At 66.7% G+C, this 25,624-nt stretch carries 21 protein-coding genes; 10 read left to right on the top strand and 11 right to left on the bottom strand.

The genetic code is table 11. The annotated features are described in order from the left end of the window. Nucleotide 1: 1 nt before the first annotated feature. The 5 genes from DFR52_RS15235 (at nucleotide 2) to DFR52_RS15215 (ending at nucleotide 4,477) form a co-directional block, all read left to right on the top strand. The gene (locus tag DFR52_RS15235; RefSeq protein WP_110032788.1) at nucleotides 2–238 is read left to right on the top strand and encodes a hypothetical protein; all 237 of its coding nucleotides are present in this window, start codon (nucleotides 2–4) and stop codon (nucleotides 236–238) included. Nucleotides 239–340: 102 nt separating this feature from the next. Beyond that, nucleotides 341–946 carry a 3-isopropylmalate dehydratase small subunit gene (leuD, locus tag DFR52_RS15230; protein ID WP_110032787.1) on the top strand — a complete coding sequence of 202 codons (606 nt, stop codon included), beginning with the start codon at nucleotides 341–343 and terminating at the stop codon, nucleotides 944–946. Nucleotides 947–1,173: 227 nt separating this feature from the next. Beyond that, on the top strand, nucleotides 1,174–2,280 hold the full coding sequence (gene leuB / locus DFR52_RS15225; RefSeq protein WP_110032786.1) for a 3-isopropylmalate dehydrogenase: 1,107 nt from the start codon (nucleotides 1,174–1,176) through the stop codon (nucleotides 2,278–2,280). Between the two features lie 214 nt (nucleotides 2,281–2,494). Beyond that, nucleotides 2,495–3,526: an aspartate-semialdehyde dehydrogenase gene (locus DFR52_RS15220; protein ID WP_110032785.1), complete on the top strand. Its 1,032-nt coding sequence runs from the start codon at nucleotides 2,495–2,497 to the stop codon at nucleotides 3,524–3,526. Between the two features lie 132 nt (nucleotides 3,527–3,658). Beyond that, nucleotides 3,659–4,477: a lytic murein transglycosylase gene (locus DFR52_RS15215; RefSeq protein WP_110032784.1), complete on the top strand. Its 819-nt coding sequence runs from the start codon at nucleotides 3,659–3,661 to the stop codon at nucleotides 4,475–4,477. Nucleotides 4,478–4,530: 53 nt separating this feature from the next. Here the strand turns inward: DFR52_RS15215 and DFR52_RS15210 are convergent, their stop codons facing one another. Next, nucleotides 4,531–4,989: a pseudoazurin gene (locus DFR52_RS15210; RefSeq protein WP_110032783.1), complete on the bottom strand. Its 459-nt coding sequence runs from the start codon at nucleotides 4,987–4,989 to the stop codon at nucleotides 4,531–4,533. Between the two features lie 91 nt (nucleotides 4,990–5,080). Between DFR52_RS15210 and DFR52_RS15205 the strand changes: the two genes are divergently transcribed. Beyond that, complete coding sequence (locus tag DFR52_RS15205) at nucleotides 5,081–5,776, top strand: Crp/Fnr family transcriptional regulator (protein WP_110032782.1); 696 nt, start codon at nucleotides 5,081–5,083, stop codon at nucleotides 5,774–5,776. Between the two features lie 27 nt (nucleotides 5,777–5,803). Here the strand turns inward: DFR52_RS15205 and DFR52_RS15200 are convergent, their stop codons facing one another. Further along, nucleotides 5,804–6,004 carry a DUF1858 domain-containing protein gene (locus DFR52_RS15200; RefSeq protein WP_245415350.1) on the bottom strand — a complete coding sequence of 67 codons (201 nt, stop codon included), beginning with the start codon at nucleotides 6,002–6,004 and terminating at the stop codon, nucleotides 5,804–5,806. Between the two features lie 235 nt (nucleotides 6,005–6,239). On the opposite strand from DFR52_RS15200, the gene nirK reads away from it, so the two are divergent. Then, nucleotides 6,240–7,370, top strand: a complete 1,131-nt coding sequence (nirK, locus tag DFR52_RS15195) for a copper-containing nitrite reductase (protein ID WP_110032781.1) — start codon at nucleotides 6,240–6,242, stop codon at nucleotides 7,368–7,370. Nucleotides 7,371–7,444: 74 nt separating this feature from the next. Continuing rightward, a complete protein-coding gene (locus DFR52_RS15190; RefSeq protein ID WP_110032780.1) occupies nucleotides 7,445–8,314 on the top strand; it encodes a formylglycine-generating enzyme family protein in 870 nt (289 codons plus the stop codon). A 39-nt stretch (nucleotides 8,315–8,353) separates the two neighbouring features. Here the strand turns inward: DFR52_RS15190 and DFR52_RS15185 are convergent, their stop codons facing one another. The 7 genes from DFR52_RS15185 to DFR52_RS15155 form a co-directional block, all read right to left on the bottom strand. Next, complete coding sequence (locus tag DFR52_RS15185) at nucleotides 8,354–11,413, bottom strand: AAA family ATPase (RefSeq protein ID WP_110032779.1); 3,060 nt, start codon at nucleotides 11,411–11,413, stop codon at nucleotides 8,354–8,356. Beyond that, nucleotides 11,410–12,552 carry an exonuclease SbcCD subunit D gene (locus DFR52_RS15180; protein WP_110032778.1) on the bottom strand — a complete coding sequence of 381 codons (1,143 nt, stop codon included), beginning with the start codon at nucleotides 12,550–12,552 and terminating at the stop codon, nucleotides 11,410–11,412. Before DFR52_RS15180 ends, DFR52_RS15185 begins: the two co-directional genes overlap by 4 nt. Before the next feature lie 103 nt (nucleotides 12,553–12,655). After that, complete coding sequence (locus DFR52_RS15175; RefSeq protein ID WP_110032777.1) at nucleotides 12,656–13,084, bottom strand: hypothetical protein; 429 nt, start codon at nucleotides 13,082–13,084, stop codon at nucleotides 12,656–12,658. Between the two features lie 91 nt (nucleotides 13,085–13,175). Next, nucleotides 13,176–13,826, bottom strand: a complete 651-nt coding sequence (locus tag DFR52_RS15170) for a carbonic anhydrase (RefSeq protein ID WP_110032900.1) — start codon at nucleotides 13,824–13,826, stop codon at nucleotides 13,176–13,178. An 80-nt stretch (nucleotides 13,827–13,906) separates the two neighbouring features. Further along, nucleotides 13,907–14,788: a pyridoxal kinase PdxY gene (gene pdxY / locus DFR52_RS15165; protein WP_245415349.1), complete on the bottom strand. Its 882-nt coding sequence runs from the start codon at nucleotides 14,786–14,788 to the stop codon at nucleotides 13,907–13,909. 8 nt (nucleotides 14,789–14,796) lie between these two features. Next, nucleotides 14,797–15,039: a hypothetical protein gene (locus DFR52_RS15160; RefSeq protein ID WP_110032775.1), complete on the bottom strand. Its 243-nt coding sequence runs from the start codon at nucleotides 15,037–15,039 to the stop codon at nucleotides 14,797–14,799. Between the two features lie 138 nt (nucleotides 15,040–15,177). After that, nucleotides 15,178–15,753 (bottom strand): peroxidase-related enzyme, encoded by a 576-nt coding sequence (locus DFR52_RS15155; protein ID WP_170132276.1) that lies wholly within the window; start codon nucleotides 15,751–15,753, stop codon nucleotides 15,178–15,180. A 98-nt stretch (nucleotides 15,754–15,851) separates the two neighbouring features. On the opposite strand from DFR52_RS15155, the gene DFR52_RS15150 reads away from it, so the two are divergent. Together DFR52_RS15150 and DFR52_RS15145 are read left to right on the top strand one after the other, a co-directional pair. Further along, on the top strand, nucleotides 15,852–20,639 hold the full coding sequence (locus DFR52_RS15150; RefSeq protein ID WP_110032774.1) for an NAD-glutamate dehydrogenase: 4,788 nt from the start codon (nucleotides 15,852–15,854) through the stop codon (nucleotides 20,637–20,639). A gap of 31 nt (nucleotides 20,640–20,670) precedes the next feature. Next, a complete protein-coding gene (locus DFR52_RS15145) occupies nucleotides 20,671–22,074 on the top strand; it encodes an MFS transporter (protein WP_110032773.1) in 1,404 nt (467 codons plus the stop codon). Between the two features lie 46 nt (nucleotides 22,075–22,120). Here DFR52_RS15145 and purH read toward each other — a convergent pair whose 3' ends face one another. Both purH and DFR52_RS15135 read right to left on the bottom strand, forming a co-directional pair. Beyond that, nucleotides 22,121–23,737, bottom strand: coding sequence for a bifunctional phosphoribosylaminoimidazolecarboxamide formyltransferase/IMP cyclohydrolase (gene purH / locus DFR52_RS15140; RefSeq protein ID WP_110032772.1), 1,617 nt, complete (start codon nucleotides 23,735–23,737; stop codon nucleotides 22,121–22,123). 113 nt (nucleotides 23,738–23,850) lie between these two features. Beyond that, entirely contained in the window at nucleotides 23,851–25,536 is a 1,686-nt protein-coding gene (locus tag DFR52_RS15135) for a heparinase II/III family protein (protein ID WP_110032898.1), read from the bottom strand. Nucleotides 25,537–25,624: the final 88 nt, after the last annotated feature.

Raw genomic sequence — 25,624 nt, 5'->3', positions numbered from 1 at the left:
GATGAACAGGCTTATTTCTATCCTTGCAGGCGTGGGTTTGCTGGCGGTGACGCTGGCGGGTCTGGGCTTGGCTCTGGTGATCGGCCTCCTCGGGGCGATGACCTTCGGCATGGTCCGCCTGATGCGCCCCAAGCCCGTCTATGCGCGGCGCGTGCCGCCGCGGGACACCGAGCAGGCCGGCCACGCCCAGCCCTACCGCGTGTGGAACGACGGCCGCGGCACGATCATCGACATGTGATCGTGTCCGCCGCGTCGGCTTGGAGTCCGCACGGCAACAAGGCACTTCTTTTTTCCGGCCGGGTTTGATAAACGCTGCCTGACAACAGACAGGACAGGCCCCATGGAAAAGTTCAACCGTCTCACCGGCGTCGCCGCTCCGCTCGCGGTCGTCAATGTCGACACCGACATGATCATCCCCAAGGATTATCTCAAGACCATCAAGCGCACCGGTCTCGGCAAGGGCCTGTTTGCCGAAGCCCGCTATCTCGATGACGGCTCCGAGAACCCGGACTTCGTGCTCAACAAGCCGGCCTATCGCAACGCCCAGATTCTGGTGGCCGGCGACAATTTCGGCTGCGGGTCCTCGCGCGAGCACGCGCCCTGGGCGCTCCTGGATTTCGGCATCCGCTGCGTCATCTCGACCAGTTTTGCCGACATCTTCTACAACAACTGCTTCAAGAACGGCATTCTGCCGATCGTCGTGACCCAGGACGAACTCGACAAGCTGATGGATGACGCCCGGCGCGGCGCCAATGCCACCGTGTCGGTCGATCTCGAGGCCCAGGAAATCCGCGGCCCCGACGGCGGCGTGGTCCGGTTCGACATCGACCCGTTCCGCAAGCACTGCCTGCTCAACGGCCTGGATGATATCGCCCTGACGCTGGAAAAGGCCGACGCCATCAGCACCTACGAGACCCGGGCAGCAGAGAACCGCGCCTGGCTCTGAGCCGGTCCGGAGCCTCTCGGCCTGCCGCGAATCGGCACCCGCATCAGGAACCCGCATCGGCGCCCGCCGATGCGGGTTTTGTTTGCCGGCATTTCGAGCCATCCCCGCATCCGGCCCGTGCGCCTCCGCTACGGCGCCAATCTCAAGGCCGTCGCCGCGCCACGGTTGAAATGCCCGCCCAGCCGGTTTATGCACATCCAACATTTTTCAAGGGTTGAGGATTTTCCATGGCATCGCGCAATCTGTTTCTGCTTCCAGGCGACGGCATCGGACCGGAAGCCATGGCTGAGGTCCGCAAGCTGATCGCCTACATGAACGAGCACCACGGCGCCGGTTTTCAAACCGACGAAGGCCTTGTCGGCGGCGCCGCCTATGACGCCCATGGAGCCGCGATTTCCGATGCGGACATGGCAAAGGCGATGGCGTGCGACGCCGTGCTGTTCGGAGCCGTCGGCGGACCCAAATGGGATGCCGTCCCCTATGACGTCCGGCCCGAGGCCGGCCTGCTCCGCCTGCGCAAGGACATGGAACTGTTTGCCAATCTGCGTCCGGCCATCTGCTATCCGGCGCTCGCCGCCTCTTCGTCGCTGAAGCCGGAAGTGGTCGAGGGTCTCGACATTCTCATCGTCCGCGAACTGACCGGCGGCGTCTATTTCGGCGAGCCCAAGACCATCACCGACCTCGGCAACGGCCAGAAGCGCGCCGTCGACACCCAGGTCTACGACACCTACGAAATCGAACGCATCTCCGCCGTCGCCTTCGAACTGGCGCGCACCCGCCGCAACGAAGTCTGCTCGATGGAAAAGCGCAATGTCATGAAATCCGGCGTGCTCTGGAACGAGGTGGTAACCGCCACGCAGAAGGCACGCTTCCCCGACGTCAAGCTCAGCCACATGCTGGCCGACGCCGGTGGCATGCAGCTGGTACGCTGGCCCAAGCAGTTCGACGTCATCGTCACCGACAATCTGTTCGGGGACATGCTCTCCGATGTCGCCGCCATGCTCACCGGCTCGCTCGGCATGCTGCCCTCGGCCTCGCTGGGCGCTCCCGACGGCAAGACCGGCAAGCGCAAGGCCCTCTACGAGCCGGTGCACGGCTCGGCGCCCGACATTGCCGGCAAGGGCATTGCCAATCCCATCGCCATGATCGCCTCGTTTGCCATGTGCATGCGCTACTCATTCAACATGGTCGCCGAAGCCGACCGTCTCGAAGCCGCCATCGCCACGACGCTCGACAAGGGTCTGCGCACCGGCGACATCATGTCCGAGGGCTGCACCGAGGTGAGCACCGGCGAAATGGGCGACGCGATCATGAAGGCCTATGCCGACGCCTGACCCCATGCGTCATGCCGGCGGCGCCAACGCAGGTTTCGCCGCCGGCCGCTTGCCGGGACAATTGACATTTTGCCGCGACTGCATCAGAACACAGCCACCATGCGCACCGTGATCAAGACCAAAACCGCGATCTGACCCCTTCCGCCCCACACTCTCCCGGGGGCGGGATGAGTGGCGCTTGACCAAAGCAACGGGGAGAGAGGAGCACGGAACCATGGGTTTCAAGATTGCAGTGGCCGGCGCGACCGGCAATGTCGGCCGGGAAATGCTCAATATCCTTTCGGAGCGGGGCTTTCCGGTGAGCGAAGTCGTGGCGCTGGCTTCCAGCCGTTCGGTGGGCACGGAAGTGTCTTTCGGCGACAAGACCCTCAAGGTCAAGAACCTCGAAAACTACGATTTCAGCGACACCGACATCTGCCTGATGTCGGCCGGCGGCACCGTGTCGCAGAAGTGGTCGCCGAAGATCGGCGCCCAGGGCTGCGTCGTCATCGACAACTCCTCGGCCTGGCGCTATGACTCCGACGTGCCGCTGATCGTTCCGGAGGTCAATCCGGACGCGATCTCGACATTCACCCGCCGCAACATCATCGCCAATCCCAACTGCTCCACCGCGCAGCTGGTCGTCGCCCTGAAGCCGTTGCACGACCACGCCAAGATCAAGCGCATCGTCGTCTCCACCTACCAGTCGGTCTCCGGCGCCGGCAAGGACGGCATGGACGAGCTGTTCAACCAGACCCGCGCTGTGTTCGTCGCCGACCCGCTGTCGAACAAGAAGTTCCCCAAGCGCATCGCCTTCAATGTCATCCCGCACATCGACGTGTTCATGGAGGACGGCTACACCAAGGAAGAGTGGAAGGTGCTGGCCGAGACCAAGAAGATCCTCGATCCAAAGATCCGGGTGACCTGCACCGCCGTCCGCGTACCAGTGTTCATCGGCCACGCCGAATCGGTCAACATCGAGTTCGAGAACGAGATTTCCGCCGAAGAGGCACGAGACATCCTGCGCGACGCGCCGGGCTGCCAGGTGATCGACAAGCATGAGGACGGCGGCTACATGACGCCGTATGAATGCGCCGGCGAGGACGCCACCTTCATTTCCCGCATCCGCGAGGACGCCACCGTGGAGAACGGGCTCAATCTCTGGATCGTTTCGGACAATCTGCGCAAGGGCGCGGCCCTCAACGCCATCCAGATCGCCGAGCTTCTGGTCAATCGCGGCCTGATCAAGGCCAAGCTTGCCGCCTGAACGGCTCCGCCGGCATCACCATCCAGAGGGCCCGTCTCCGGACGGGTCCTTTTTCATTCGGGATCGTGACTTCCCGGCCCTTTGATGGCATGGTGCGCCGCATCGAATTCATGATTGAAAGGTCTGGAACATATGGGTCATTCGGGTCGTCGCCTGATCTCGTTGGCAGCTGTGGCAATTCTTGCAGCCAGCTTCGGTTCTCCCGCCAATGCGGCAAAATGCGGCAACAATGCCGCAGGATTCGGATCCTGGGTGGGGCAGTTCAAGGCGGAGGCCGCGGCCAGCGGAATCTCCGCCCGCACGCTCAATGCCGCCTTTGCGAATGCCGGCTATGCCACCAAGACCATCAGTCTCGACCGCAACCAGAAGAGCTTCAAGCTGTCGCTGGAGCAGTTCATGCAGAAGCGCGGCGCACCGACGATCATTTCCAAGGGCCGGCGCCTCAAGCAGCAAAACGCCGCCCTGTTTTCCCGGATCGAGAAGAAATACGGCGTGCCGGCAGGCCCGCTGATCGCCATCTGGGGCATGGAATCGGGTTTTGGCGGCTTCACCGGCAACCAGCACACCGTCTCCGCCGTGGCCACCCTCGCCTATGATTGCCGCCGCTCCGCCTATTTCACTGAACAGCTCTATGCGCTGCTGCAGCTCGTCCAGAAGGGCTGGATCAGCCCCGACTTCCGCGGTGCCGCCCATGGCGAGATCGGCCAGACCCAGTTCCTGCCGGCCAATGTCCTCAGGTTCGGTGTCGACGGCGACGGCGACGGCCGCATCAATCTTGCCGGAACCGGCGACGCGCTGGCCTCCACGGCCAACTTCCTTCGCGGCCACGGCTGGAGCAGGGGCGGCGGCTATCAGCCCGGACAGGCCAATTTCGGCGCCATCCAGGGCTGGAACTCGGCCGGCGTCTACCAGAAGGCCATTGCCATCATCGGCGCAGAGATCGATCAGTAGCCGGATTGGCGCGTCCGGCAGACGGGGCACGTCCCGGTCTGCCGGACCCGACTTCAGTTGGCGGCGTCAAGCGTCGCGAAGGCTTCGGCGAAGCGGCTCTTGGCCTTGCCCGTCTGCTTGACCGCACGCGCCTCCTCGAGATTGACCGGCGTCCCCACCTCGACCAGCGCCACCATGCCCATGGCGTAGTGCGGCGCGCATTTGAAGCCGTAGACGCCGTCGTGGTCGAACGTCACCAGCACCTCCTTGTTGAACTTGCCCTTGATGGCTCCGGCGCCCTCCGGCATCATTCCCTTGACGGTCTCGACATTGTGGCCCTTGTCGGTCGGCACGAAGCGCACGCTGTCGCCGGGGGCGATCCTGAGAAAGTCGGGTTCGAAGACCATGGCGCCCTTCGCACCGCTGTTGAGCATCCGGATCTCGTGGTCTTCGGCGCGGACCGGACCGCTGAACAGGGCCGCGACGCAGAGGCTGGCGGCAAGCAGGCTTGCCATGGGGAGGAAGTTGCGCATTTTGGTTCCTTTCGGGCTGCATGATATGGCGCAGCAATACCAGCAACCGATGCGGTCGAGTTTGCGCTGCGTCAAACACGGGAGTGATGGCTTGGGTTCGCTGGATGCCTCGCTGGTCTGCGATCTGCCGCCGTTCGAGCACATGGCTCGCCAGGACATCGCCGCCTTGCTGGAGCGGGCCCGGTCGATCAGGGTGGAGAAGGGCGCGGCGGTCTTCGGCCAGGACGAGGCGGCGCATTCCTTCTTTCTCCTGCTCGACGGCCATGTCCGCGTCGTCCGGGTGACGCCGGACGGCGAACAGGTCATCGCCCGCTACATCTCCAGCGGCGAGCTGATGGGAATAGCCCAGGCGCTGGGTCGGTCGACCTATCCCGCCAGCGCGATTGCGGCGGTTGACTGCGTGGTTCTTGCATGGCCCGGGGCGATGTGGACCGAGGTCGTCAGCCGTTATCCCGGCTTTGCCTCCAACACCTATAAAACCGTGGGATCGCGTCTGCAGGACGCCCAGGACCGGATTGTCGAGATGGCCACCGAGCGGGTGGAGCAGCGGGTGGCCAATGCGGTGCTGAAGCTGGCGGCGCAGACCGGACGCAGGACCGAGGAGGGAATCCTGATCGACCTTCCGATTTCGCGCCAGGATATCTCGGAAATGACTGGCACGACGCTGCACACCGTCTCGCGGCTGATGAGCGCGTGGGAGGCGGCCGGCTGGGTCAAGAGCGGCCGCCAGCGCATCGTCGTCGTCGAGGGCCACAAGCTGATGCTGCTGGCCGGCGGCGCGAAATAGGACATTCGCCCGGGCGCCCGGCATGGCTCAGGAATTGCTGAGCTGGCCGATGAGCTCGGCCTCGTCGAGTCCATGTTCGCGGGCCGCATCGCTGATGTCGTGAAACGGCGCCAGCAGGCAGCCGACGCAATGCATGCGGTTGCGCAGCAGCACCGGGATCGTCTCCGGCCTGATCCTCATCACATCCTCGATGGTCATGCCTGCATGAAGTTCCGGCTTATCGCGCATGCGTCCTCCAGTCTGGCCGATCAGCATAGGGCGGCGCCAGGCGTCGTCTTTGCGCCAGGGCAAGCATCCGGCCGTTTGCCCGCCACTGCCACCGCATCCGGCGGCAACCTGACCGATGCCGTGGCGTGCCGGCGGTTTTCGGAAATGCGCCGACATTGCTCTGGAACAAAGACGCGGCCGCCGGCCCGTCTAGGGTGTGCTCATCGCAACCGACGAGACATCGAGGAGAAACCGGATGTTCACCCGCCGCACCGCCCTGCTGGGCGCCGCCTTCGCCGCCACTGCTCCCGTCCTGCTGGGACGGGGTATTGCCGCCGCTTCGGAATCCATGACGCCCGTCGGCCTTCCGGCCGACCTGAGCACCCTGACCCGCCGCAAGGTCGAACTGGTGCGGCCTCCCTTCGTGCACGAGCACGAGCAGGTCGCCGGCACCGGCCCCCAGATCATCGAGTTCACCATGACCATCAGGGAACAGAAGATGGTCATCGACGAGGAAGGCACCACCATCCAGGCGATGACCTTCGACGGATCGGTGCCCGGGCCCCTGATGGTCGTGCACCAGGACGACTATGTCGAACTCACCCTGATCAACCCCGAATCCAACAGCATGCCGCACAACATCGATTTCCACGCCGCCACCGGCGCGCTGGGCGGCGGCGCGCTCACGCTGATCAATCCGGGCGAACAGACCACGCTGCGCTTCCGCGCCACCCGTCCCGGAACCTTTGTCTATCACTGCGCGCCCGGCGGTCCGATGATCCCCTGGCATGTCGTCTCGGGCATGAACGGCGCCATCATGATCCTGCCGCGCGACGGCCTGAAGAACGAGAAGGGCGAGCCGATCCGCTACGACAAGGTGGTCTATGTCGGCGAGCAGGACTACTACATCCCGCGCGACGAGGACGGCAACTACAAGGAATATGACAGCCCCGGCGATGGCTATTCCGACATGCTGGAGGTCATGAACGGGCTGATCCCCACCCATGAGGTCTTCAACGGCGCTGTCGGTGCGCTCACCGGTGACAATGCCATGACATCCAAGGTCGGCGAGACGGTGCTCATCGTCCATTCCCAGGCCAACCGCGACACCCGTCCGCACCTCATCGGCGGTCATGGCGACTATGTCTGGGAAACCGGCAAGTTCAACAATCCGCCGGAAAAGGACAACGAGACATGGTTCATCCGCGGCGGCTCCGCCGGGGCGGCGATGTACACGTTCCTGCAGCCCGGCGTCTATGCCTATGTCAATCACAACCTGATCGAGGCCGTCAGCCTGGGCGCCACTGCCCATTTCAAGGTCGAGGGAGACTGGAACAACGATCTGATGGAGCAGGTTTCCGCTCCCGGTCCCATCCCCCGGGGATGAGCCGGGCCGCGCGGAACCGCGGCTGACACTTGCGGACCGATGCTTGCGCATCGGCCCGCCTCGGGAGCAGGTCGATGACAGACATCACGGCAGGATCGGTCGCCATCATTGCAAGAATTCTCATGGTCTGGGCCCTGGGCGCCGCTCCGGCGGTGCCGTGCGTCGAGGCGGCAGAGCCGGTGCCGGCCCTGGTGTCGATTGCTGCGGGGGCATTCAGGCACCGGCCCGCCGGGGAATATCTCAGGGCGGGCTTTCCCGACGACGCCCCGCGCGTCGCCATCGGCATCGACCACCCGTTCGAGATCATGCGCGACCAGGTCAGCGCGCAGGCCTATGACGCCTGCGTCGCTGCCGGAGCCTGCGGGCCGCGCTTCGGGGCAGCCGGACAGGCGGAGGCCTTGCCGGCGACCGGGGTCAGTTTCGCGGACGCGCAGGATTATGCGCGCTGGCTGTCGGACGGAACCGGCATGATCTGGCGGCTGCCGACCGATGCGGAATGGGCCTATGCGGCCGGCAGCCGTTTTGCCGATGACGGCCTCGGTGCCAAGACCGACAGCGCCAATCCCGCCCAGCGCTGGCTGCTCGAATACGACAGCGTCGCCGCAGGCGCGGCCGACCGCGATCCGGTCCTCCGTCCGGCGGGAGGCTTCGGCGCCAATGAAAACGGCATCAACGATCTGGCAGGCAATGTCTGGGAGTGGACCAGCACCTGCTACAGCCGGACCCGTGCAAGCGCCGCGGGCGAGGTGGAAAGCGTCACCGAGAATTGCGGCGTCCGCGTCCTCGAAGGCCGGCATCGCGCCTATGTCACCTTCTTCATCCAGGACGCCAAGGGTGGCGGCTGCTCGCTGGGCGCGCCACCCGCCTATCTGGGATTCCGACTGGTCCGGGATCCGGCACGGCCATCGCCGTTCGCCCGGCTCCGTGCCTGGCTCGGCGCCTGACGCCGGCGGGATGCCGCGGGCTGCGCCCGTCGGCGGATGTCACAGATGTCTTGGAACCACCTGGCTCCCCGTCGACGAGCTGATGATGCGGAAACCATTCGGGATTGCCTGCTGCACCGTCTCCACATGGGAGATCAGCCCGACGGCGCGGGTGTTGCCGACCAGGTCCTGGAGGGCCTGCAGCACCCGGTCGAGCGATGCCGCGTCCAGGCTGCCGAAACCCTCGTCGATGAAGATGGTGTCGAGCCGGATGCCGTTGCTCGATGACTGCACCACATCGGACAGGCCGAGCGCCAGCGACAGCGCGGCCAGGAAAGTCTCGCCGCCGGACAGAGTCGCGGTGCCGCGCGCCCTGCCGGTGTAGCTGTCGAGAATCTCGATGCCGAGCCCGCGGCTGCCGGCGCCTGTCGGCTCCAGCTCCCGGATCAGGCTGTAGCGACCATCGGTCATCGGGCCAAGCCGCAGGTTTGCCGCATCCAGCACCGCTTCGAACATCGCGCCGATGGCAAAGGATTCGAGGTTCGTCTTCAGGATGTTGCGCCCGTTGAAGGCGTCGGCAAGCCTCCCCAGCGGCTGGAACTCCGCCTCCATGCCCTCGATCACGGCGCTTTCGGCGGCGAGGCCCGCCTGCAGCTGATGGAGCCGCGCCAGCCCCGACCGCACCGATTCGGCCTGCCGGATGGCCTGATCCCGGGCCTCGACGGCCGCGTCCCGATGTTGCTGATACGCCGGCAGATCCGGCCGCTCCGACTCCGCGACACCGGCAACGGCGCGCCCGTGGCGGTCCCGGGCCGCCGCCACCCGGGTGCGATGTTCGTCCAGCATCGCTTCGAACCTGCCCATCTCGGGGATGTCGGACTTGCAGGCGCGATAATCGTCCTCGCTCAGGCCGTGTCCGGCAAGACGCTCGGTGAGCGTTGTCCTTGCCGCATCGGCGGCATGGCTGGCGGCGATGGCGGATTGCTCGGCATTCTGCAGGTCCTTCCGCGCGCCGAGCAGGGCTTCGGACGCGGACCTCTCGCGCTGCCGGGCCGTTTCCAGCCGTTGCCGCCGCATCTCGGTCTCGGTTTCCAGCCCGGCGATCGCGGTCTCGAGCGCGCTTTGCGACCGCAGCTCTTCCGGAACCGAGCCCAGCGCGGTCTCGAGCGACTGCCTGGCCAGCGCCAGCCCGGTTCGGCCGGCCTCGAGCAGCGTCCGGGCGGCCGCCAGCCGCGTCTCGATCTCGGGGCGCCCCGATTCGAGCGCGGCGAGTGCCGTTTCCAGGCCGGCGATGTCCTGCACGGGCCCGAGCGACCCGAGGTCGCGCGCCACAGCCTCCGCGGCCGCCGTCGCCGTGGCGATGTCCTCCGGCGGCAGCTCAAGCGACTGCAGGATCGCGCCGCGTTCCTGCAGTGTCGCCTCGGCCGCGAGCCGGGTGGCCCGGGCGTCCGATTCGCGCCTGCGCGCGTCCGCCAGGGCGGCTCTGGCCAGCCGCAGCGTCTGGTCGAGTTCGCCATCCCCGGCCGTGCCCCGCGCCGGCGCGGGATGATGCGGCGAGCCGCAGACCGGGCACGGCGCACCATCCGCCAGCTTTGCTGCAAGCTGCAGGGCCTGCATCTCCGAGGCACCCGCTTCGGCGCGTTCGAAAACGCTTTCGGCGCTGTCGAGCGCGGCGACGGACGCCGCGTGGGCCTGCCGCGCCGATCCGGCGGCGGCGGCCGCCTGGTCCCGGCTCGCCTCAGCTGCGCCATGCCGGCGGGCCGCTGCCAGCGCCTGGATTGTCCGCTCCCTGAGGGCCATGAGCCGGGCCCGTTCCGCTTCCGTCAGCCGCGCCTGGCGCAACCGCCCGTCCAGCTCTGCGGCCTTGGCGAGGGTGCCGGTCAGGTCGGCCTCGGCGGTCTGGAAGCCTGCCTGCGCCTGGCTGGCGGTCGCTCCGGCGGCGCCGAGGTCCAGCCGGATGGCTTCGGTCCGTTCCAGCGTCTGGCGATGCCGCAGATGATCGGCGAGAGCCCGGCCCAGGGCATCGCTTTCGGGCAGACGCGCCAGTTCCGCCTGCAGCAGCCGATCCGCCTCGCCATGGGCTTCGCCGGCCAGAACCGCCGCCGTCGATGCCGCCTGGCGCGCAGCCTCCGCTGCCTGCGCCGCCGCCGCCTGGGTCGACGCGGATTGATCGACGTCGGCCAGCGCGCGGGCGGCCGAGGCCTTTGCCAGCCGGGCTTCCACCAGGCCCATCTCCGGGCTCCGCGCCAGCAGCGCCTCCAGTCCCGCCTGCGCGGACCCGGCCTCGACGAATCGCGCCTCCAGGGCCGTTGCCTGTTGCAGCTGCTCTTCGGAGAGCTTCGCCGCGTCGCCGGCGGCCACGGTCATCCCCTCGGCCAGGACCAGCCGTTCCGCAGCCTCAGCGAGGCCGTCCGAGAGGGCATCGAGGTCCGCAAACCCTGCCTCCTTCAGCCGGTCGGCGCAGATCACCCTGCGTTCGCGGATCCGGTCCTCCGCCACCTTCGCATCGTCCTTCATCTTCTGCGCCAGCCGCTTGTAGAGCGAGACGTCGAAGAGATCGCGAAGGATGGCCAGGCGCTTGTCGGTCTTGGCGGTGAGAAACGTCTCGAACTTGCCCTGCGGCAACAGCACGATCTGGCGGAACTGGCTGGCGCCATAACCCAGAATCCGCCCGAGCACCTCGTCCACCTGGGTGACCTTCTTCTCCGCCAGCACCACGCCGCAGCGGGTTGCCGAGATGTCGTCGACCGGAATGCCGGAGACGTCGAACAGCCAGGCCGCATGGTTTTCCCGGGTCTCTCCGCCGCCGCGCTTGGCCGGCCGCACCTGCTCGGGCACGCGCCGGCACAGATAGGTCTTTGCGCCGAGCCCGAAGACCAGCTCCACCTCGGTGAGGCAATCGGGATCGGCATGGTCGGAGCGCAGCGATGTCGCCATCTGCTCCTCCCGCGCCGATTCGCCGAACAGGGCGAAGGTCATCGCGCTGAAAATGGATGACTTGCCGGCGCCGGTCGGGCCGTAGATGCCGAAGAGACCGCTTTCCAGCGCCGGCCGGAAGTCCAGCTCGACGCGCGAGGCATAGGGGCCGAAGGCCTGCATGGTCAGGCGCAGCGGCTTCATGCCGCGCTCTCGCGGTGCGCCAGGGCGGCCAGTCCGGCCTTGACCAGCCGCTGTTCCGCCGCGGTCTGCGCATCGGGATGGACGCGCGCCAGGAACTCGGCGATCACATGCAGCGGATCGGCGCTCGCCCCCAGCGCGAGATTGGCCGATTTGGTCTCCAGCCTGGTCTCGTCGCGCGCATAGCTGAGTACCACGGCATTCTCGTAGGCCTCGCGGATGCGGCTCATCGGATCGATCTGGCGCGCCGGATCGGTGAGGATGACCTTGACGAAATCCGGCGAGGTCTCGGCGGCGGCGAGCAGATCCGCCAGCGCGCCGCGCAGGATCCTGAGCCGGTGTAGCGGCGCGAAGGGCAGCAGCGTCGTCTCGACGTCGCCGTCGGCCTTGAGGTCGACCAGGACCATGGATTTCGGCGTGTCGGCCTCGTCAAACCCGAAGGCGAGCGGCGAGCCGCTGTAGCGCACGCGGCCCGACCCGACTGTCTGGGGCCGGTGCAGATGGCCGAGCGCCACGTAATGGGCGCCGTCGAACAGATCCGACGGCGCCGTCTCGACTCCGCCGACCACCAGCTTGCGCTCGCTTTCGCAGGGGTCGGCGCCGGTGACGAAGGCGTGCGCCACCACCACCCAGCGCGCCGATTCGGGCACATGCCGCCGGGCAGCGGCGAGCTGCGCGGCAAGCACATCGGCCGGGGCGGCGATGGCGGTATCGACGAAACACTCGCGCGCGGCGAATTCGTTGCCGAAGGGCAGGCCGGAGAAGGCGACCGGGCCATGCTCGTCCCGCAGGATGAGCGGCATCTCCTCGCGCGCCAGCGGCCCGCGGACCAGCGCCCGGCGGTTGTCGGCAAGCGCGGCCATGGAACCGATGCGGTCGCCCGAATCATGGTTGCCGGCAATCATCACGATGGCGGTGTCCGTCTCGTTGAAGATGCGGCGGATGAAGCCGTTGAACTGGCTCACCGCACTCGCCGGCGGGGCGGCGCGATCATAGATGTCGCCGGCGATGATGAGGACATCGGGACGGTGCGCGTCGATCGCCGCTGCGATCTGGCCGAGCACGGCCTCATGGTCGTCGATCAGGTCGCGGCCATGAAACAGGCGTCCCAGATGCAGGTCGGCGGTGTGCAGCAGTTTCATCGTCAGCCATTCCGATTCGGTTGCCCCATGTAGGGGGCCGGCGGTGGCCAGGTCAAATCACAGCTGCACGGTTGCGCAGCCGGACTCCCGGAGGCGCGGGCCGTCAGAATTCCGAGCAATCATCCGCGATCTTGGTCTGGACATCCTTGAGGATCTTGCCCTCGTTGAAGGTGAACACATCGCGGATCAGCACCTCGTTGTCCGGAAACTGGTAGCAGACCAGGGCGGTCGCCCGGCTGGCATCCACCGGGGCGGTCGCGTCGAGCTGCCAGGCGAAGTTCGCTGAGGCGGCGATGTCCTGCCACTCGTCCATCGAGTCGAGAAACTCGGTCTTGTTCTGGGTCACGCCGATGTCCTCGATCCGGATTTCGGCGGCATCGTCCAGCAGCTGGGCCAGCGTCACGCGATTGACGTCGAAGAGGGCAGTGTACCAGACATCGAGCAGCGAGTTCTGGGTATCGGCGCGGGCGCCCGGAGTGGCGCCGAGGACAACGGTCAGAACCAGGGGCAGGATCGAGATCGCGCGACACATGGCGGGTCCAGTTCCGGTGCGTGAACGGGGCCGGCCGGCATGGCGCGGCTCTGCAGTCACTCCGGAAGAAAACGGTGATGCGCGGCCGGTGTCAATCGGTTAACGGATCGGGACGGCCGAAATCGCCGGTCTGCGGATCCATCACCCACAATTCGCCCGAGGAAATGTCGAACCACGCGCCGTGCAGCTGCATGCTGCCGCGATCCTCGAGGATCTTGACGCAGGGGAAGGTGCGCAGATTGGCGATCGAGTTGCGGATCGAGATCCGCTCCAGGGCGACCTGCCGCTCGCCGCTGGTCATGAGCGAGCTGTCCTGGATCTGCTGCGCGGCGGGCTTGAGCAGCCCCATCCATTGGCCGATGAAGTCGCCCGGCGAGAGCGGTTCGGCATTGGGGTCGAGCGCCGCCTTGATGCCGCCGCAGCGGCCGTGGCCCATGACCACGATCTGCCGGATCTTCAGCGACTGCACGGCGAATTCGAGTGCCGCCGAGGTTGAATGATAATTGCCGTCCGGCGCGTGCGGCGGCACCAGATTGGCGACGTTGCGCACCACGAACAATTCGCCGGGGCCGCAGTCGAAGATCGTCTCCGGAGCCGCGCGCGAGTCGCAGCACGCGATCACCATGGTGTGCGGCTCCTGGCCGGTCTCGGCCAGGCTCCGGTAGCGTTCTCTCTCGGTCGAGTAGCGCCCGCCCATGAAGGAACGGTAGCCCGCCAGAAGGTTGTCAGGAAATGTGCTCATGGATCCGACATAACCGGCCCTGAGATCAAGATCAATGCGTTTGCCGACGCGTCGCACCGTGTGCGCAATCCGGCGCCGCCTCACAGGGGTTTCGGATGCACCGCCGTCACCATCTTCCGCATGTGCACCAGCGCCATCGGAGTCCGCAGGCTCTGGCTATCGGTCTCCAGGGTCAGCTCGTCGGCGCCGCGCCGGGCGGTGCGCGCCAGGATCTCGAAGACCGAGCCGGTGGCCATCTGCAACGCCTTTTCCTCGCTCAGTCCCTCAAGCATCCGCGCCAGGAAAGTGGCGGCCATCAGGTCCCCGAGGCCGTTGGGCGGATTGTCGATCAGGCGGTGCTCGGCCATTCGCGCCGCGCCGCCGCTGACCAGCAGGTTGCCGGTGCTGCCGGCCATCATCGCGATGGCCGAGGTGACCAGCACCCGTGCCGGGCCGAGCGCCTGCGCAGCCAGGATCGCGGTGCGCGTGTCGCTGATCGCGCCGCCCGTGAGCCAGCCGAGCTCATGCACATTGGGGGTGGCGATGTCGGCGATCGGGATCAGCTGGTCCCGCATCGCCACGGCCACCGCCTCGGGCACATACAACCCGCCGATGTCGCCAATCACCGGGTCGCACAGATACAGCGCGTCGGGATTGCGGCTCCGCACCGCAGCCACCAGACGCGCGACGTCGCCCGCCTGCTCGGCATTGCCCAGATAGCCGCTGAGCACGGCACCCACCTCGCCAAGCCAGGGGGAGCCGCACAGATCGTCCATCAGCGCGGCGAACTCCTGCGGCGGCGGCACGATCCGCGTGCCCGGGGAATGTCCGGGATGCCAGGGCAGCAGCACGGTGGGAACGGCCCAGACCGGATGCCCCAGCGCCTCAAGCGCGAACACTGCCGCCCGGTTTCCCACCGAGCCGCGGACCACATGGCTCGAGATGACGATCACCGACGGCTTGATGTCGGACTTCGGCCGCACCGGGGCGCTCATCGCAGATAGGTCAGATAGAGCCAGCCGGCGAGAACGACGAAGGCGACGACGGCGAGGCCGCGGGCGATCCGCGTGCCCCACACCTCCACCGCGTCGGCCTGGTCGGCATCGGTGGCGGCGAAGTGCCCCTTGACGCTGTCGACCCTGGATTTCAGCACCGGGCTGGCCGACAGCCGGCCTTCGCCGGCAAGCCGCTCAAGATCGCGCTTGGCCGCGCGGACTCGCTGGTCGTCTTCCATGGCTCTGCTCCTGAGAAATTCGGCTCCTGCCGATATCATGTCTGCACCAAATCGGCAAAAGCCGCGGGATTGGGTCCGACAGCCGGTCTGCAGGCGCTGCGGACCGGCCCGACGCTGGGCCCGACGCTGGGCCCGCCGCTAGCGCGCCATGCCGTGATACTCCGGGTTGGGCTGCATGTCAGTGGCCGAGGCCAGCCGGTTGGTCATGTTGAAGAAGGCGGCCACCGAGGCGATGTCCCAGATATCGCGGTCGGAAAACCCTTCGTCCCGCAGCCCCTGGCGGTCGTCTTCGCCGATCTGCTCCGGCGCCTCCGTCACCAGCACGGCGAAATCCAGCATGGCGCGCTGCCGCGGATCGAGATCGGCGACCCGGTAATTCATCACCATCTGCTCGCCGAGCTCCGGATTGCCGGACAGCTGGCGCACGGCGGCGCCATGGGCGGTGAGGCAGTAGTAACAACGATTGCAGGCCGAGACCGCCACGGCGATCATCTCCCGCTCGAGCTTGCTCAGGTTGGACTGGCCAAGCATCAGGTCGTTGTACAGGGCGGCGAACGCCTCGAGCTTGGTGGAGTTGAAGGCGTAGGCCTGCAGCACATTCGGGATCATGCCAAGCTTGTCCTGGCATTTGGCGAAATAGGCCTGCATCGGCTCGCTCAGCGGCATTTCCTCCTTGATTGCAAGGCTGATCGGCTTCTTGGCGCGGGATTTCATGATAATTCCTTCATAATCGGACAATCGCGATGAAAACCATCGCACCGCTCAATTCTTCTGCTAGCATTCCCCCAAACGCAAGACCGGGAGGAAGACGCATGACTGTGCAACGGAACCGACGGGCGGATTCGCTGATTGCCGATGCGGCCGCGATCGCCGCAAAGGGCAAGACCCCCTTCGTGGCTCCCGACGTGCTGTTCTCCCGTGTCAGTCACGACGACATCAATCAGTATGCGCCGGAGGCGCTGGCGGCCATTGCCGTGCTGGCCGAACGGGAAATCCGCGCCTGGGACGGCGCCAACGCCCGGGTCAGCCTGCTCGACCCCGAGGCGGTCGAGGCCGACGGCCATCCGGTTTCGATCCTCGCCATCACCACCGGAAACAAGCCGTTTCTCTATGATTCGGTAATGGGCGAGATCACCTCGCTCGTCCGCGACATCTTCATGGCGCTGCACCCCATCCTGATCGTAAACGGCAATCGGCCCGCGGTCCTCTTCGCCCAGGGCGACGGCAGCGACCCGGCGCGCCGGGCCAGCCACATCCAGATCCACATGCCGCGCCAGTCGGAAGCCGCCGCGGCGACCCTGACGAGCCGGGTGCGATTCGTGCTTGACCAGGTCCGCTCGGCCGTCACCGACTGGAAGCCGATGCTGGCCATGCTCGACAAGGCCCAGGCCGATCTTGGCGAACTCGGCGTGCCCGATCGCAAGGGCGCGCGGCTTGAGGCCCTCGCCTTCCTGACCTGGCTGCGCGACAACAACTTCACCTTCCTCGGCATGCGGGAATATGTCTACACCGAGGACGACGGCGGCGCCCATCTCAACCGCTCCGAGGCCGGCGGCCTGGGAATCCTCTCCGATCCCGATGTCAGGGTCCTGCGCCAGGGGACCGACCAGGTCACCACCACGCCGGAAATCCTGAGCTTCCTGCAGGGTCCCGACTATCTGATCGTCACCAAGGCCAATGTCCGTTCGGTCGTCCACCGCCGCGCCTACATGGATTACATCGGCATCAAGCGCTTCGACGCACAGGGGCGTGTGACGGGCGAGCTGCGGATCGTCGGCCTGTTCACTTCCACCGCCTACACCCGCTCGGTGACCAAGATCCCGCTGCTGCGGTCGAAGGTCGAGACCGTCGTCGCGAACTTCGGTCACGACCCCGAGAGCCATTCGGGCAAGCTGCTGCTCAACACGCTCGAGTCCTATCCGCGCGACGACCTGTTCCAGATCGACGCGGCCCTCCTCACCCGGTTCTGCATGCAGATCAACGAACTGTCGGATCGGCCCCGCGTCCGCGTGCTGCCGCGCATCGACCGCTTCGACCGGTTCGTTTCCGTCATCGTCTATGTGCCGCGCGATCAGTACGATTCGATCGCCCGCGAGCGCATCGGCGCCTACCTCAAGGTCGCTTATGACGGACGGGTGTCGGCTTACTATCCGGCCTTTCCCGAGGGGGCGGTGGCGCGCGTCCATTTCATCATCGGCCGCACCATCGGCAAGACGCCGCGCATCGCCCAGGAGCGGCTGGAGCGCGATGTCCGCGCCATCGTCACGCGCTGGGAGGACCAGTTCCGCGCCCTCGGCGGCGACGCGGCGGTCCGCATCCGGGTCAGCCAGTCCTACAAGGAGCGCTTCCGGCCCGAGGATGCGCTTGCCGACCTTGCCGACATCGCCGGCTGCCGCAACACCGGCGCGCTGCGCATCGCGCTCTACCGACCGGACATGGACCCCGAAAGCCATCTCGGTCTCAAGATCTTTCACGCCGACACGCCGGTGGAACTCTCGCGCCGCGTGCCGCTGCTCGAACATCTCGGTTTCAGCGTCATCAGCGAGCAAACCCATGATCTCTCCTACGAGGACGCCGACGGCACCGGCCGCGCGATCATCCTGCACGACATGGAGATCGCCCGCGCCGACGGCCGCACAGTCTCGCTGACCGGCGACGCCGCCCGGCTCGAGGAGGCCTTCCTGTCGATCTGGCGGGGCGAGACCGACAATGACGGCTTCAACCAGCTGGTGATCAATGCCGGACTTGCGGTCCGCGAGGCGCTGGTGCTGCGCGTCTACGCCCGCTATCTGCGCCAGGCCGGAATCGCCTATTCGCAGGAATACATGGCCAAGAGCCTCAACAGCCACCCGGAAATATCCCGGCGGCTCTACGAGTTGTTCCGGGACCGATTCGATCCGGCGCTGGACGCGCGCACCCGCAAGCGCCGCACCGCCGCCGGCATGGAGGCCATCGAGGTGGCGCTGAGTTCCGTGCCGAGCCTGGACGACGACCGCATCATGCGCCGGTTCACCAATGCCATCTGCGCAAGCCTGCGCACCAACTACTTCCAGCGCGGCGCCGATGGCGCGCCCCTGCCGGTGCTGGCGATCAAGCTCGACTCCAAGGCCCTCGACGGCCTGCCGGAACCGCGTCCCTACCGCGAGATCTTCGTCTACAGCGCCGAGGTCGAGGGAGTGCATCTGCGCTTCGGACCGGTGGCCCGCGGCGGGCTGCGCTGGTCAGACCGCGCCCAGGACTACCGCACCGAGGTGCTGGGCCTGGTCAAGGCCCAGCAGGTCAAGAACGCCGTCATCGTCCCGGTGGGCGCCAAGGGAGGCTTCTATCCGAAACGGCTGCCCGCCGAGGGCGGCCGCGACGCAATCTTCGAGGCGGGCCGCGATGCCTACAAGCTGTTCATCCGCACCCTTTTGTCGGTGACCGACAATCTTGACGGCGACGCAGTCGTGCCGCCGGCCGACACGGTCCGGCATGACGGCGATGATCCCTATTTCGTGGTCGCCGCCGACAAGGGCACGGCGACATTCTCCGACACCGCCAACGCCATCAGCCTTGAACGCAGCTTCTGGCTCGACGACGCCTTCGCCTCCGGCGGATCCGCAGGCTACGACCACAAGAAGATGGGCATCACCGCCCGCGGCGCCTGGGAAGCGGTGAAGCGGCACTTTCGCGAGGTCGATGTCGACATCCAGACTACGCCGTTTACGGTGGCGGGCGTCGGCGACATGTCGGGCGACGTCTTCGGCAACGGCATGCTGCTGTCGGAGAAGATCCGCCTGGTGGCGGCCTTCGACCACCGCGATATCTTCATCGATCCCGACCCCGATTGCGCGGCGAGCTTCGCCGAACGCCGCCGGCTGTTCGACCTGCCGCGCTCGAGCTGGCAGGACTACGACAAATCGCTGCTGTCGCCGGGCGGGATGGTGATTCCGCGGTCGCTGAAATTCGTCGAGCTGACACCGGAGGCCGCCCGGGCGATCGGCATGCCGGCCGGCAGGGCGACGCCACAAGAGATCATGACCGCAATCCTGCGCATGCCGGCGGACCTGCTCTGGTTCGGCGGCATCGGCACCTACATCAAGGCCGGCACCGAGAGCGACGCCGACGTCGGCGACCGGGCCAACGACGCCATCCGGATCAGCGCCGGCGAGGTTCGCGCCATGGTGATCGGCGAAGGCGCCAATCTAGGCGTCACCCAGCGCGGACGCATTGCCTATGCCGCAAATGGCGGCCGATGCAACTCCGACGCCATCGACAATTCCGCCGGCGTCAACACCTCCGACGTGGAGGTCAACATCAAGATCGCGCTCGCCAATGCGATGCGCGAGAACCGGCTCACCCGCGCCAGGCGCAACACGCTGCTGGCTTCCATGACCGATCAGGTCGCCGACCTGGTGCTGCGCAACAACTATCTGCAATCGCTTGCCATCTCGCTGGCCCAGTCCGAGGGTCTCGGCGGCGTCAGCGAACTGTCGCGGCTGATGACCAATCTCGAGGCGCGCGGACTGCTCAACCGCAAGGTCGAATACCTGCCCGACGACGCGGCGCTCGCCGAGCGGCGCTCGGCCGGCAGGGCGCTGACCCGTCCGGAAATCGGGGTGCTGCTGTCCTATTCCAAGCTGGTGCTCTTCGACGAGATCGTTGAGAGCAATCTGCCAGACGATCCCTATTTCGCCGGCACATTGCTCGCCTATTTCCCGGCCAGGATGCTCAAGGGCCACACCCGCGACATCGAGACCCACCGACTGCACCGCGAGATCGTGAGCACCGTGCTCGCCAATGATTCGATCAACCGCGGCGGGCCGGCCTTTGTCGTCCGGCTCGGCGACAAGACCGGCGCGACGGCGGCCGAGATCGTGCGGGCCTATGTGCTGGCCCGCGACGGCCTGTCGCTCAATGCCCTCTATGCGCAGGTCGACGCCCTCGACAATCTGGTCCCCGGCAGCGTTCAGAACGACCTCTACCGCCGCATCGGCGATGCGGTCAGGACCGCCGCCTCCTGGGCGCTGAAGACCGGCGCGGTCATGGGCGATCTCGGATCGACCGTCGCCTCGCTCGGTGAGGGGATCACCCGGCTGATGCCGCATCTCAACGCCGCCATGTCCGAATTCCTGCGCGACGAGACCGATGCGACACGCGCGCAGCTGGTCGAGCAGGGCGTGCCCGCCATTCTCGCCGGCGAGATCGCCGGCCTCGGCGCGCTGATGCTGGCGCCGGAAATCCTGCAGGTGGCGCGCCTTGCCGCCGTCGGCCTGCCGCGCGCCAGCCAGGCCTTCTTCACGGTGACGGACACGTTCCGGATCGGCCGCATCACCGCCGCGGCCGATCGGGTGCAGACATCGGACCATTACGAGGACCTGGCGCTGGCGCGCAATCTCGATGAGATCTCCGAGGCCCGGCGCGCGATCTCCGTGGCGGCCCTGCTGGCCGGTCCCAAGATGCAGGATCCGGTGGCCGACTGGCTTGAAGCCAACCAGTCGCGCATCACCCATGTCCGCAGCCAGATCCTCAATCTGGCCGAATCCGGCGAACTGACGGTCGCCAGGCTCACCGTGGCGGCCGGCATGATGAGCGATCTTGCCCGATCCCTCCGGGCGTGAAAGGATCACGTCCGGACAGGGGACATTGGACATGGTCGATGCAGTGGGGTTGCCGCCGGTTGCAGTGGTCCGTCGCCGGGGGATCTTCGGCTGGATGATGTTCGACTGGGCGGCGCAGCCGTTCTTCACGGTCGTGCTCACCTTCATCTTCGGTCCCTATTTCGTTTCACAGCTGTCGGCCGATCCCGACCTGGGCCAGGCCTGGTGGGGCTATGCCGTCACCGCATCGGGTTTCATCATCGCCATCATGTCGCCGGTGCTCGGCTCGATCGCCGATGCCACCGGGCCGCGCAAGCCGTGGATCGCGGTCTTCGCGGTGGTCAAGATCGGAGCCCTCGTCTCGCTGTGGTGGGCGGCACCGGGCTCGCCGCTGGTCTTCCCGTTCCTGATGATCGTGCTCGCCTCTGTTGCGGCCGAATTTTCCATCGTCTTCAACGATTCGATGATGCCGCGTCTGGTCAGCCACGATGATGTCGGCCGCGTCTCCAACATCGCCTGGGGACTGGGCTATCTCGGCGGCATGATCGCGCTCATCGCCGTGGTGGCGCTGATGGCCGGCAGCCCGGAGACCGGCAAGACGCTGATCGGGCTCGACCCGATCTTCGGCCTCGACCCGGCACAGGGCGAGGGCGCGCGCGCCGCGGGTCCGCTGGCGGCCGTCTGGTATCTGATCTTCATCCTGCCGATGATGATCTTCACCCCGGACACCGGCCGGGCGGCGCCACTGGGCAAGGCGGTCCGAATCGGCCTGTCCGAATTGCGCGGGACCCTCGGCGAGGTGCGAAGGAAAGCGGGGATCTTCCGCTTTCTGATCGCCCGGATGATCTACCAGGACGGAGTCAACGGATTGCTGGTCCTGGGCGGCACCTTCGCCGCCGGCATGTTCGGCTGGCAGACCATGGAGATCGGCGTCTACGGCATCATCCTGAATGTCGTGGCCATTGGCGGCTGCATCTGGGCTTCGAGGCTCGACCTGCGGCTGGGGTCAAAGGCCATCGTCGTGGCCTCGCTGGTAACCCTGGTCATCGCCACCGTCGGCATCGTCTCGACAGGACCGGGCTACACATTGTTCGGTCTGCTGCCGCTCGATCCGTCCGATCACGGCGGGCTTTTCGGAACCGCGGCCGAGAAGGCCTATATCGCGTTCGGATTGCTCGTCGGCCTCGCCTTCGGCCCGGTCCAGGCCTCGTCGCGCTCCTATCTGGCGCGCAGCGTCCATCCGGACGAGGCCGGGCGCTATTTCGGGCTCTACGCCCTGTCGGGACGGGCGACGTCGTTCCTGGCGCCGTTTTCCGTGGCCACCATCACGCTGCTGACCGGATCGGCCAGAATCGGCATGGCGGCCCTCGTGGTGTTCCTGCTGGCCGGCCTGCTGATCCTGCTGTCGACGCCCTATCCGGCCGAGACCGTCGACCCGGACCTGCCTGCGGCATAGCCGGCCGGAATCCTCGACCCCGGCCTCGGCGCCACGCGAATGGCGCTCAGTGGCGGAAATGGCGCATGCCGGTGAACACCATGGCGACCCCGGCCGCGTCCGCGGCCTCGATCACGTCGGCGTCGCGCATCGAGCCTCCGGGCTGGATGACGGCCGTGGCGCCGGCCTCGATGGCCGACAGCAGCCCGTCGGCGAAGGGAAAGAAGGCATCGGAGGCGACGACGCTGCCGCGGGTCATCGGCTGGGCGAGCCCGAGGCTGCTGGCGGCCTCCTGCGCCTTGCTGGCGGCAATCCTGGCCGAGTCCACGCGGCTCATCTGGCCGGCGCCGATGCCGACGGTCGCGCCGTGGCGCGCATAGACGATGGCGTTCGACTTGACGTGCTTGGCGACGCGGAACGCAAACACCAGATCGGCCAGTTCGCGAGGGTCGGGCGCTCGTTTGGTCACCAGCTTCAGATCCGCCGCGGTGGTGACGCCGGTGTCGCGGCTCTGCACCAGCAGCCCGCCGGCGACGGTCTTGACCATCATGCCGCCCTGGCGCGGGTCGGGCAGTCCGCCCGTCGCCATCAGCCGCAGGTTCTTCTTCCGGGCGATGATCGCGGCGGCTTCGTCGCTGACCGATGGCGCAATGATCACCTCGGTGAACAGCTTGATGATCTCCTCGGCGGTCTCCGCGTCAAGCTCTCGGTTGAAGGCGATGATGCCGCCGAAGGCCGAGGTCGGATCGCAGGCCAGCGCCTGGCGATAGGCGTCGACCATCGTCGCTGCGGTCGCCACGCCGCAGGGATTGGCATGCTTGATGATGGCGCAGGCCGGGGCTTCGCCCGGATCGAACTCGGAGACCAGCTCGAAGGCCGCGTCGGTGTCGTTGATGTTGTTGTAGGACAGTTGCTTGCCCTGCAGCAGCGTGGCGCTGGCGACGCCCGGGCGCTCCTCCACAGTCTTGTAGAACGCCGCCTGCTGGTGCGGATTCTCGCCGTAGCGCATGACATCGTGCAGCACACCGCCGAAGGCGCGGTGCCGAGGCGCCTCAAGCTCGAGGTTGGACGCGAACCATCCGGAAATGGCTGAATCGTACGTGGCGGTACGGGCAAAGGCGAGGGCTGCGAGTTCCTGGCGCAGGCGCAGCGGAATCGAGCCGGCATTGGCCTCGATGGCATCGGCGACCCGATCGTAGTCGGCGGCATCGGTGACGACGGTGACATAGGCATGGTTCTTGGCCGCGGCCCGGATCATGGCCGGACCGCCGATGTCGATGTTCTCGACGATGGTCGCCGCATCGGCGCCCGACGTCAGCACCTGTTCGAAGGGATAGAGGTTGATGATCGCCAGGTCGATCTCGACGATACCATGCGCCTCCATCGCCGCGCGGTGATCGGCATCGTCGCGAATGGCGAGCAGGCCGCCGTGCACGCCGGGATGCAGCGTCTTGACACGGCCATCCATGATCTCGGCAAAACCCGTCAGCTCGGACACGTCGCGGACAGCGAAGCCTTCCGTCGCCAGCGTTTTCGCGGTGCCGCCGGTCGAGACCAGCTCGATGCCGAGCGCCGAAAGGCGGCGGGCGAACTCGACAAGCCCCGTCTTGTCGGAGACCGACAGCAGCGCCCGCCGGATGCGGACCAGTTCGGGCGCGGGATGGTTTTTGGAAACGACGGCCATGGTATTCCCCAGATGAGATGATCGGCGGGTTAGCACATGCGGCAGGCCGGGAAAACCACTGGCGCGAAATCTTTGCCGGGGCCGGTCGCTTCGCGCATCCCGGCAGGCGCGGTTCAGCCTGCGGCCGGCTCGCGCACGAAGCTCCAGGTGACCACCGGAATCTGGGCCGGCCGGAAGTTCAGGCTGATCAGGCGGCTGGCGCGGGCGCCGGCGAGATCGGCAAAATGGATGTCTTCCTCGATGTCCGCCTCGACGTCGGGCGATGCGAATGCCCAGCGGCTGCCGTCCATGGCCGAGAGGATGATGCGGCCGTCTCCCCCGTGGCGCACATGGATCTTCGGGTGGACATGAAAGCGGATGACGGCGCTCGACGGGTCGTTGGGCCTGATTGGCCGCTCGCCGGGACGCAGCAGCTGGTCGCGGCCAATGATCTGGCTGCCGTCCGACAGCAGGCGGATTTCGCGCCGGTGCAGAAGTCCGAACAGGCCGACATAGCCGTCATGGGTGGCCGAAAAGCCCGAGAACTGGCCGGCCTGGTCGATGTTTTCAACCTCGACCTTGCGCACGCCGTCGATCACGATGGCCCCGAGATAGGCGGATCCCGACATCCGCAACGACGAGGTGTCGTTGACAGCCAGCGTGCTGTGGGCGGCGGTGAGGCGCGCGAATTCCGCATGCTCGGGCTGATTGAAGACCGGAGCCCCGGAATTGACGATGAACCGGTTGGCCCCTGCGGAAAACTCGAACGACAGGCAGCCCGCATGGGCATTGCACGACAGCGACCCGCGCCCCGGCGGGCCGGTATCGGCGAGCAGCACCACATCGTCGCTGGACAGGCGCTGGAACTGCGACTGGGTGGCCTCGCGATAGGGTTTCCCCGACGTCTCGTCGTAGCGCAGCACCGCCATCAGCCGGTCCGCCGACACAGCGGATGCGCCGTTGAACAGGGCCAGCTCGCCCGTTGTATGCCGGAAGAACCTCAGCGCGCTGTACATCCGGTCCATGCTCGGAACCATGCGGCTGGGCAGCTTCTGGCCGAGATTGACATAGGTCTGGCGCAGCGGCAGCAATTCCGTGAGCAGTTCGATCAACGCCATCGGATTGCGGGAGACGTGGCCCCCGTCGGGGAGAATCTGCCGGTCGAGTTCCGCATCGAGAAGCCGCGCGGCCGCCCGGACGCCGCTGGAGCTCGTGGGCAGGCAGAGACTGGCCATGGCGAGCGCAATCCGCACGCGCAGCCGCGTCTGTCCGTCGGGCGCCACCGCTGCCGTGTGGCGAAGATAGCGGACCTGCAGCACGATGCTCTTGAGAAACCGCCGGTAGAAGCCGTGGTCGGCGCCGCGCAGCACCACGGGCGAATGCGAGAACCAGGATATCAGCCGCGAGGCGAGCACGTCGGGATCGTGCGAGAGTCCGGTGAGATTGCGGCCGTTCACCGTGATCCAGTCATCGACCAGGGCCCGGGCATTGGCAAAGGCCAGATCGTGATCGGCCGCGCGCATGTGGCGCAGCCACCCGAAGCCGTACAGGCTGCAGGCGAAGGCCCGGCTGGGCGGCTCCATCAGGAATGGGCTGGCGCCGCCGGTGTCGAGCAGCGTGCCGCCGAGCGCGAAGCGCCCGGAATAGATCTCGGCGGCGATGTGAGGATCGGCCATCCGCAGATCGATCGGCGCGACGATGAGACGGTCCGGAACAATGCCGGCAAACCGCATCGCATTGATCCGGCCGAGCGCCATGCGCCGGGTGAAGCGCCGCCAGGCCTCAGCAGCGTACAGATATGAAGATCGCCGTGATTCCATGAAGGAATATGTCAACTCACCTATCCTGAACCCACTCGGCCGACCGTTCACCGGATCGTGAAACGTAACACACTCACATGATTGTTCA

The sequence above is a fragment of the Hoeflea marina genome (assembly GCF_003182275.1).
GTDB classification, from domain to species: domain Bacteria; phylum Pseudomonadota; class Alphaproteobacteria; order Rhizobiales; family Rhizobiaceae; genus Hoeflea; species Hoeflea marina.
Note: the sequence above shows the minus strand (reverse complement) of the source record. Positions and strands in the feature narration are given on the sequence as shown.

Bases quoted from the DNA above. Each gene is read 5' to 3' on its own strand.
- DFR52_RS15235 (WP_110032788.1), top strand. From the start codon at position 2: ATGAACAGGCTTATTTCTATCCTTGCAGGCGTGGGTTTGCTGGCGGTG.
- leuD (WP_110032787.1), top strand. From the start codon at position 341: ATGGAAAAGTTCAACCGTCTCACCGGCGTCGCCGCTCCGCTCGCGGTC.
- leuB (WP_110032786.1), top strand. From the start codon at position 1,174: ATGGCATCGCGCAATCTGTTTCTGCTTCCAGGCGACGGCATCGGACCG.
- DFR52_RS15220 (WP_110032785.1), top strand. From the start codon at position 2,495: ATGGGTTTCAAGATTGCAGTGGCCGGCGCGACCGGCAATGTCGGCCGG.
- DFR52_RS15215 (WP_110032784.1), top strand. From the start codon at position 3,659: ATGGGTCATTCGGGTCGTCGCCTGATCTCGTTGGCAGCTGTGGCAATT.
- DFR52_RS15210 (WP_110032783.1), bottom strand. From the start codon at position 4,989: ATGCGCAACTTCCTCCCCATGGCAAGCCTGCTTGCCGCCAGCCTCTGC.
- DFR52_RS15200 (WP_245415350.1), bottom strand. From the start codon at position 6,004: ATGCGCGATAAGCCGGAACTTCATGCAGGCATGACCATCGAGGATGTG.
- nirK (WP_110032781.1), top strand. From the start codon at position 6,240: ATGTTCACCCGCCGCACCGCCCTGCTGGGCGCCGCCTTCGCCGCCACT.
- DFR52_RS15190 (WP_110032780.1), top strand. From the start codon at position 7,445: ATGACAGACATCACGGCAGGATCGGTCGCCATCATTGCAAGAATTCTC.
- DFR52_RS15185 (WP_110032779.1), bottom strand. From the start codon at position 11,413: ATGAAGCCGCTGCGCCTGACCATGCAGGCCTTCGGCCCCTATGCCTCG.
- DFR52_RS15180 (WP_110032778.1), bottom strand. From the start codon at position 12,552: ATGAAACTGCTGCACACCGCCGACCTGCATCTGGGACGCCTGTTTCAT.
- DFR52_RS15175 (WP_110032777.1), bottom strand. From the start codon at position 13,084: ATGTGTCGCGCGATCTCGATCCTGCCCCTGGTTCTGACCGTTGTCCTC.
- DFR52_RS15170 (WP_110032900.1), bottom strand. From the start codon at position 13,826: ATGAGCACATTTCCTGACAACCTTCTGGCGGGCTACCGTTCCTTCATG.
- DFR52_RS15160 (WP_110032775.1), bottom strand. From the start codon at position 15,039: ATGGAAGACGACCAGCGAGTCCGCGCGGCCAAGCGCGATCTTGAGCGG.
- DFR52_RS15155 (WP_170132276.1), bottom strand. From the start codon at position 15,753: ATGAAATCCCGCGCCAAGAAGCCGATCAGCCTTGCAATCAAGGAGGAA.
- DFR52_RS15150 (WP_110032774.1), top strand. From the start codon at position 15,852: ATGACTGTGCAACGGAACCGACGGGCGGATTCGCTGATTGCCGATGCG.
- DFR52_RS15145 (WP_110032773.1), top strand. From the start codon at position 20,671: ATGGTCGATGCAGTGGGGTTGCCGCCGGTTGCAGTGGTCCGTCGCCGG.
- purH (WP_110032772.1), bottom strand. From the start codon at position 23,737: ATGGCCGTCGTTTCCAAAAACCATCCCGCGCCCGAACTGGTCCGCATC.
- DFR52_RS15135 (WP_110032898.1), bottom strand. From the start codon at position 25,536: ATGGAATCACGGCGATCTTCATATCTGTACGCTGCTGAGGCCTGGCGG.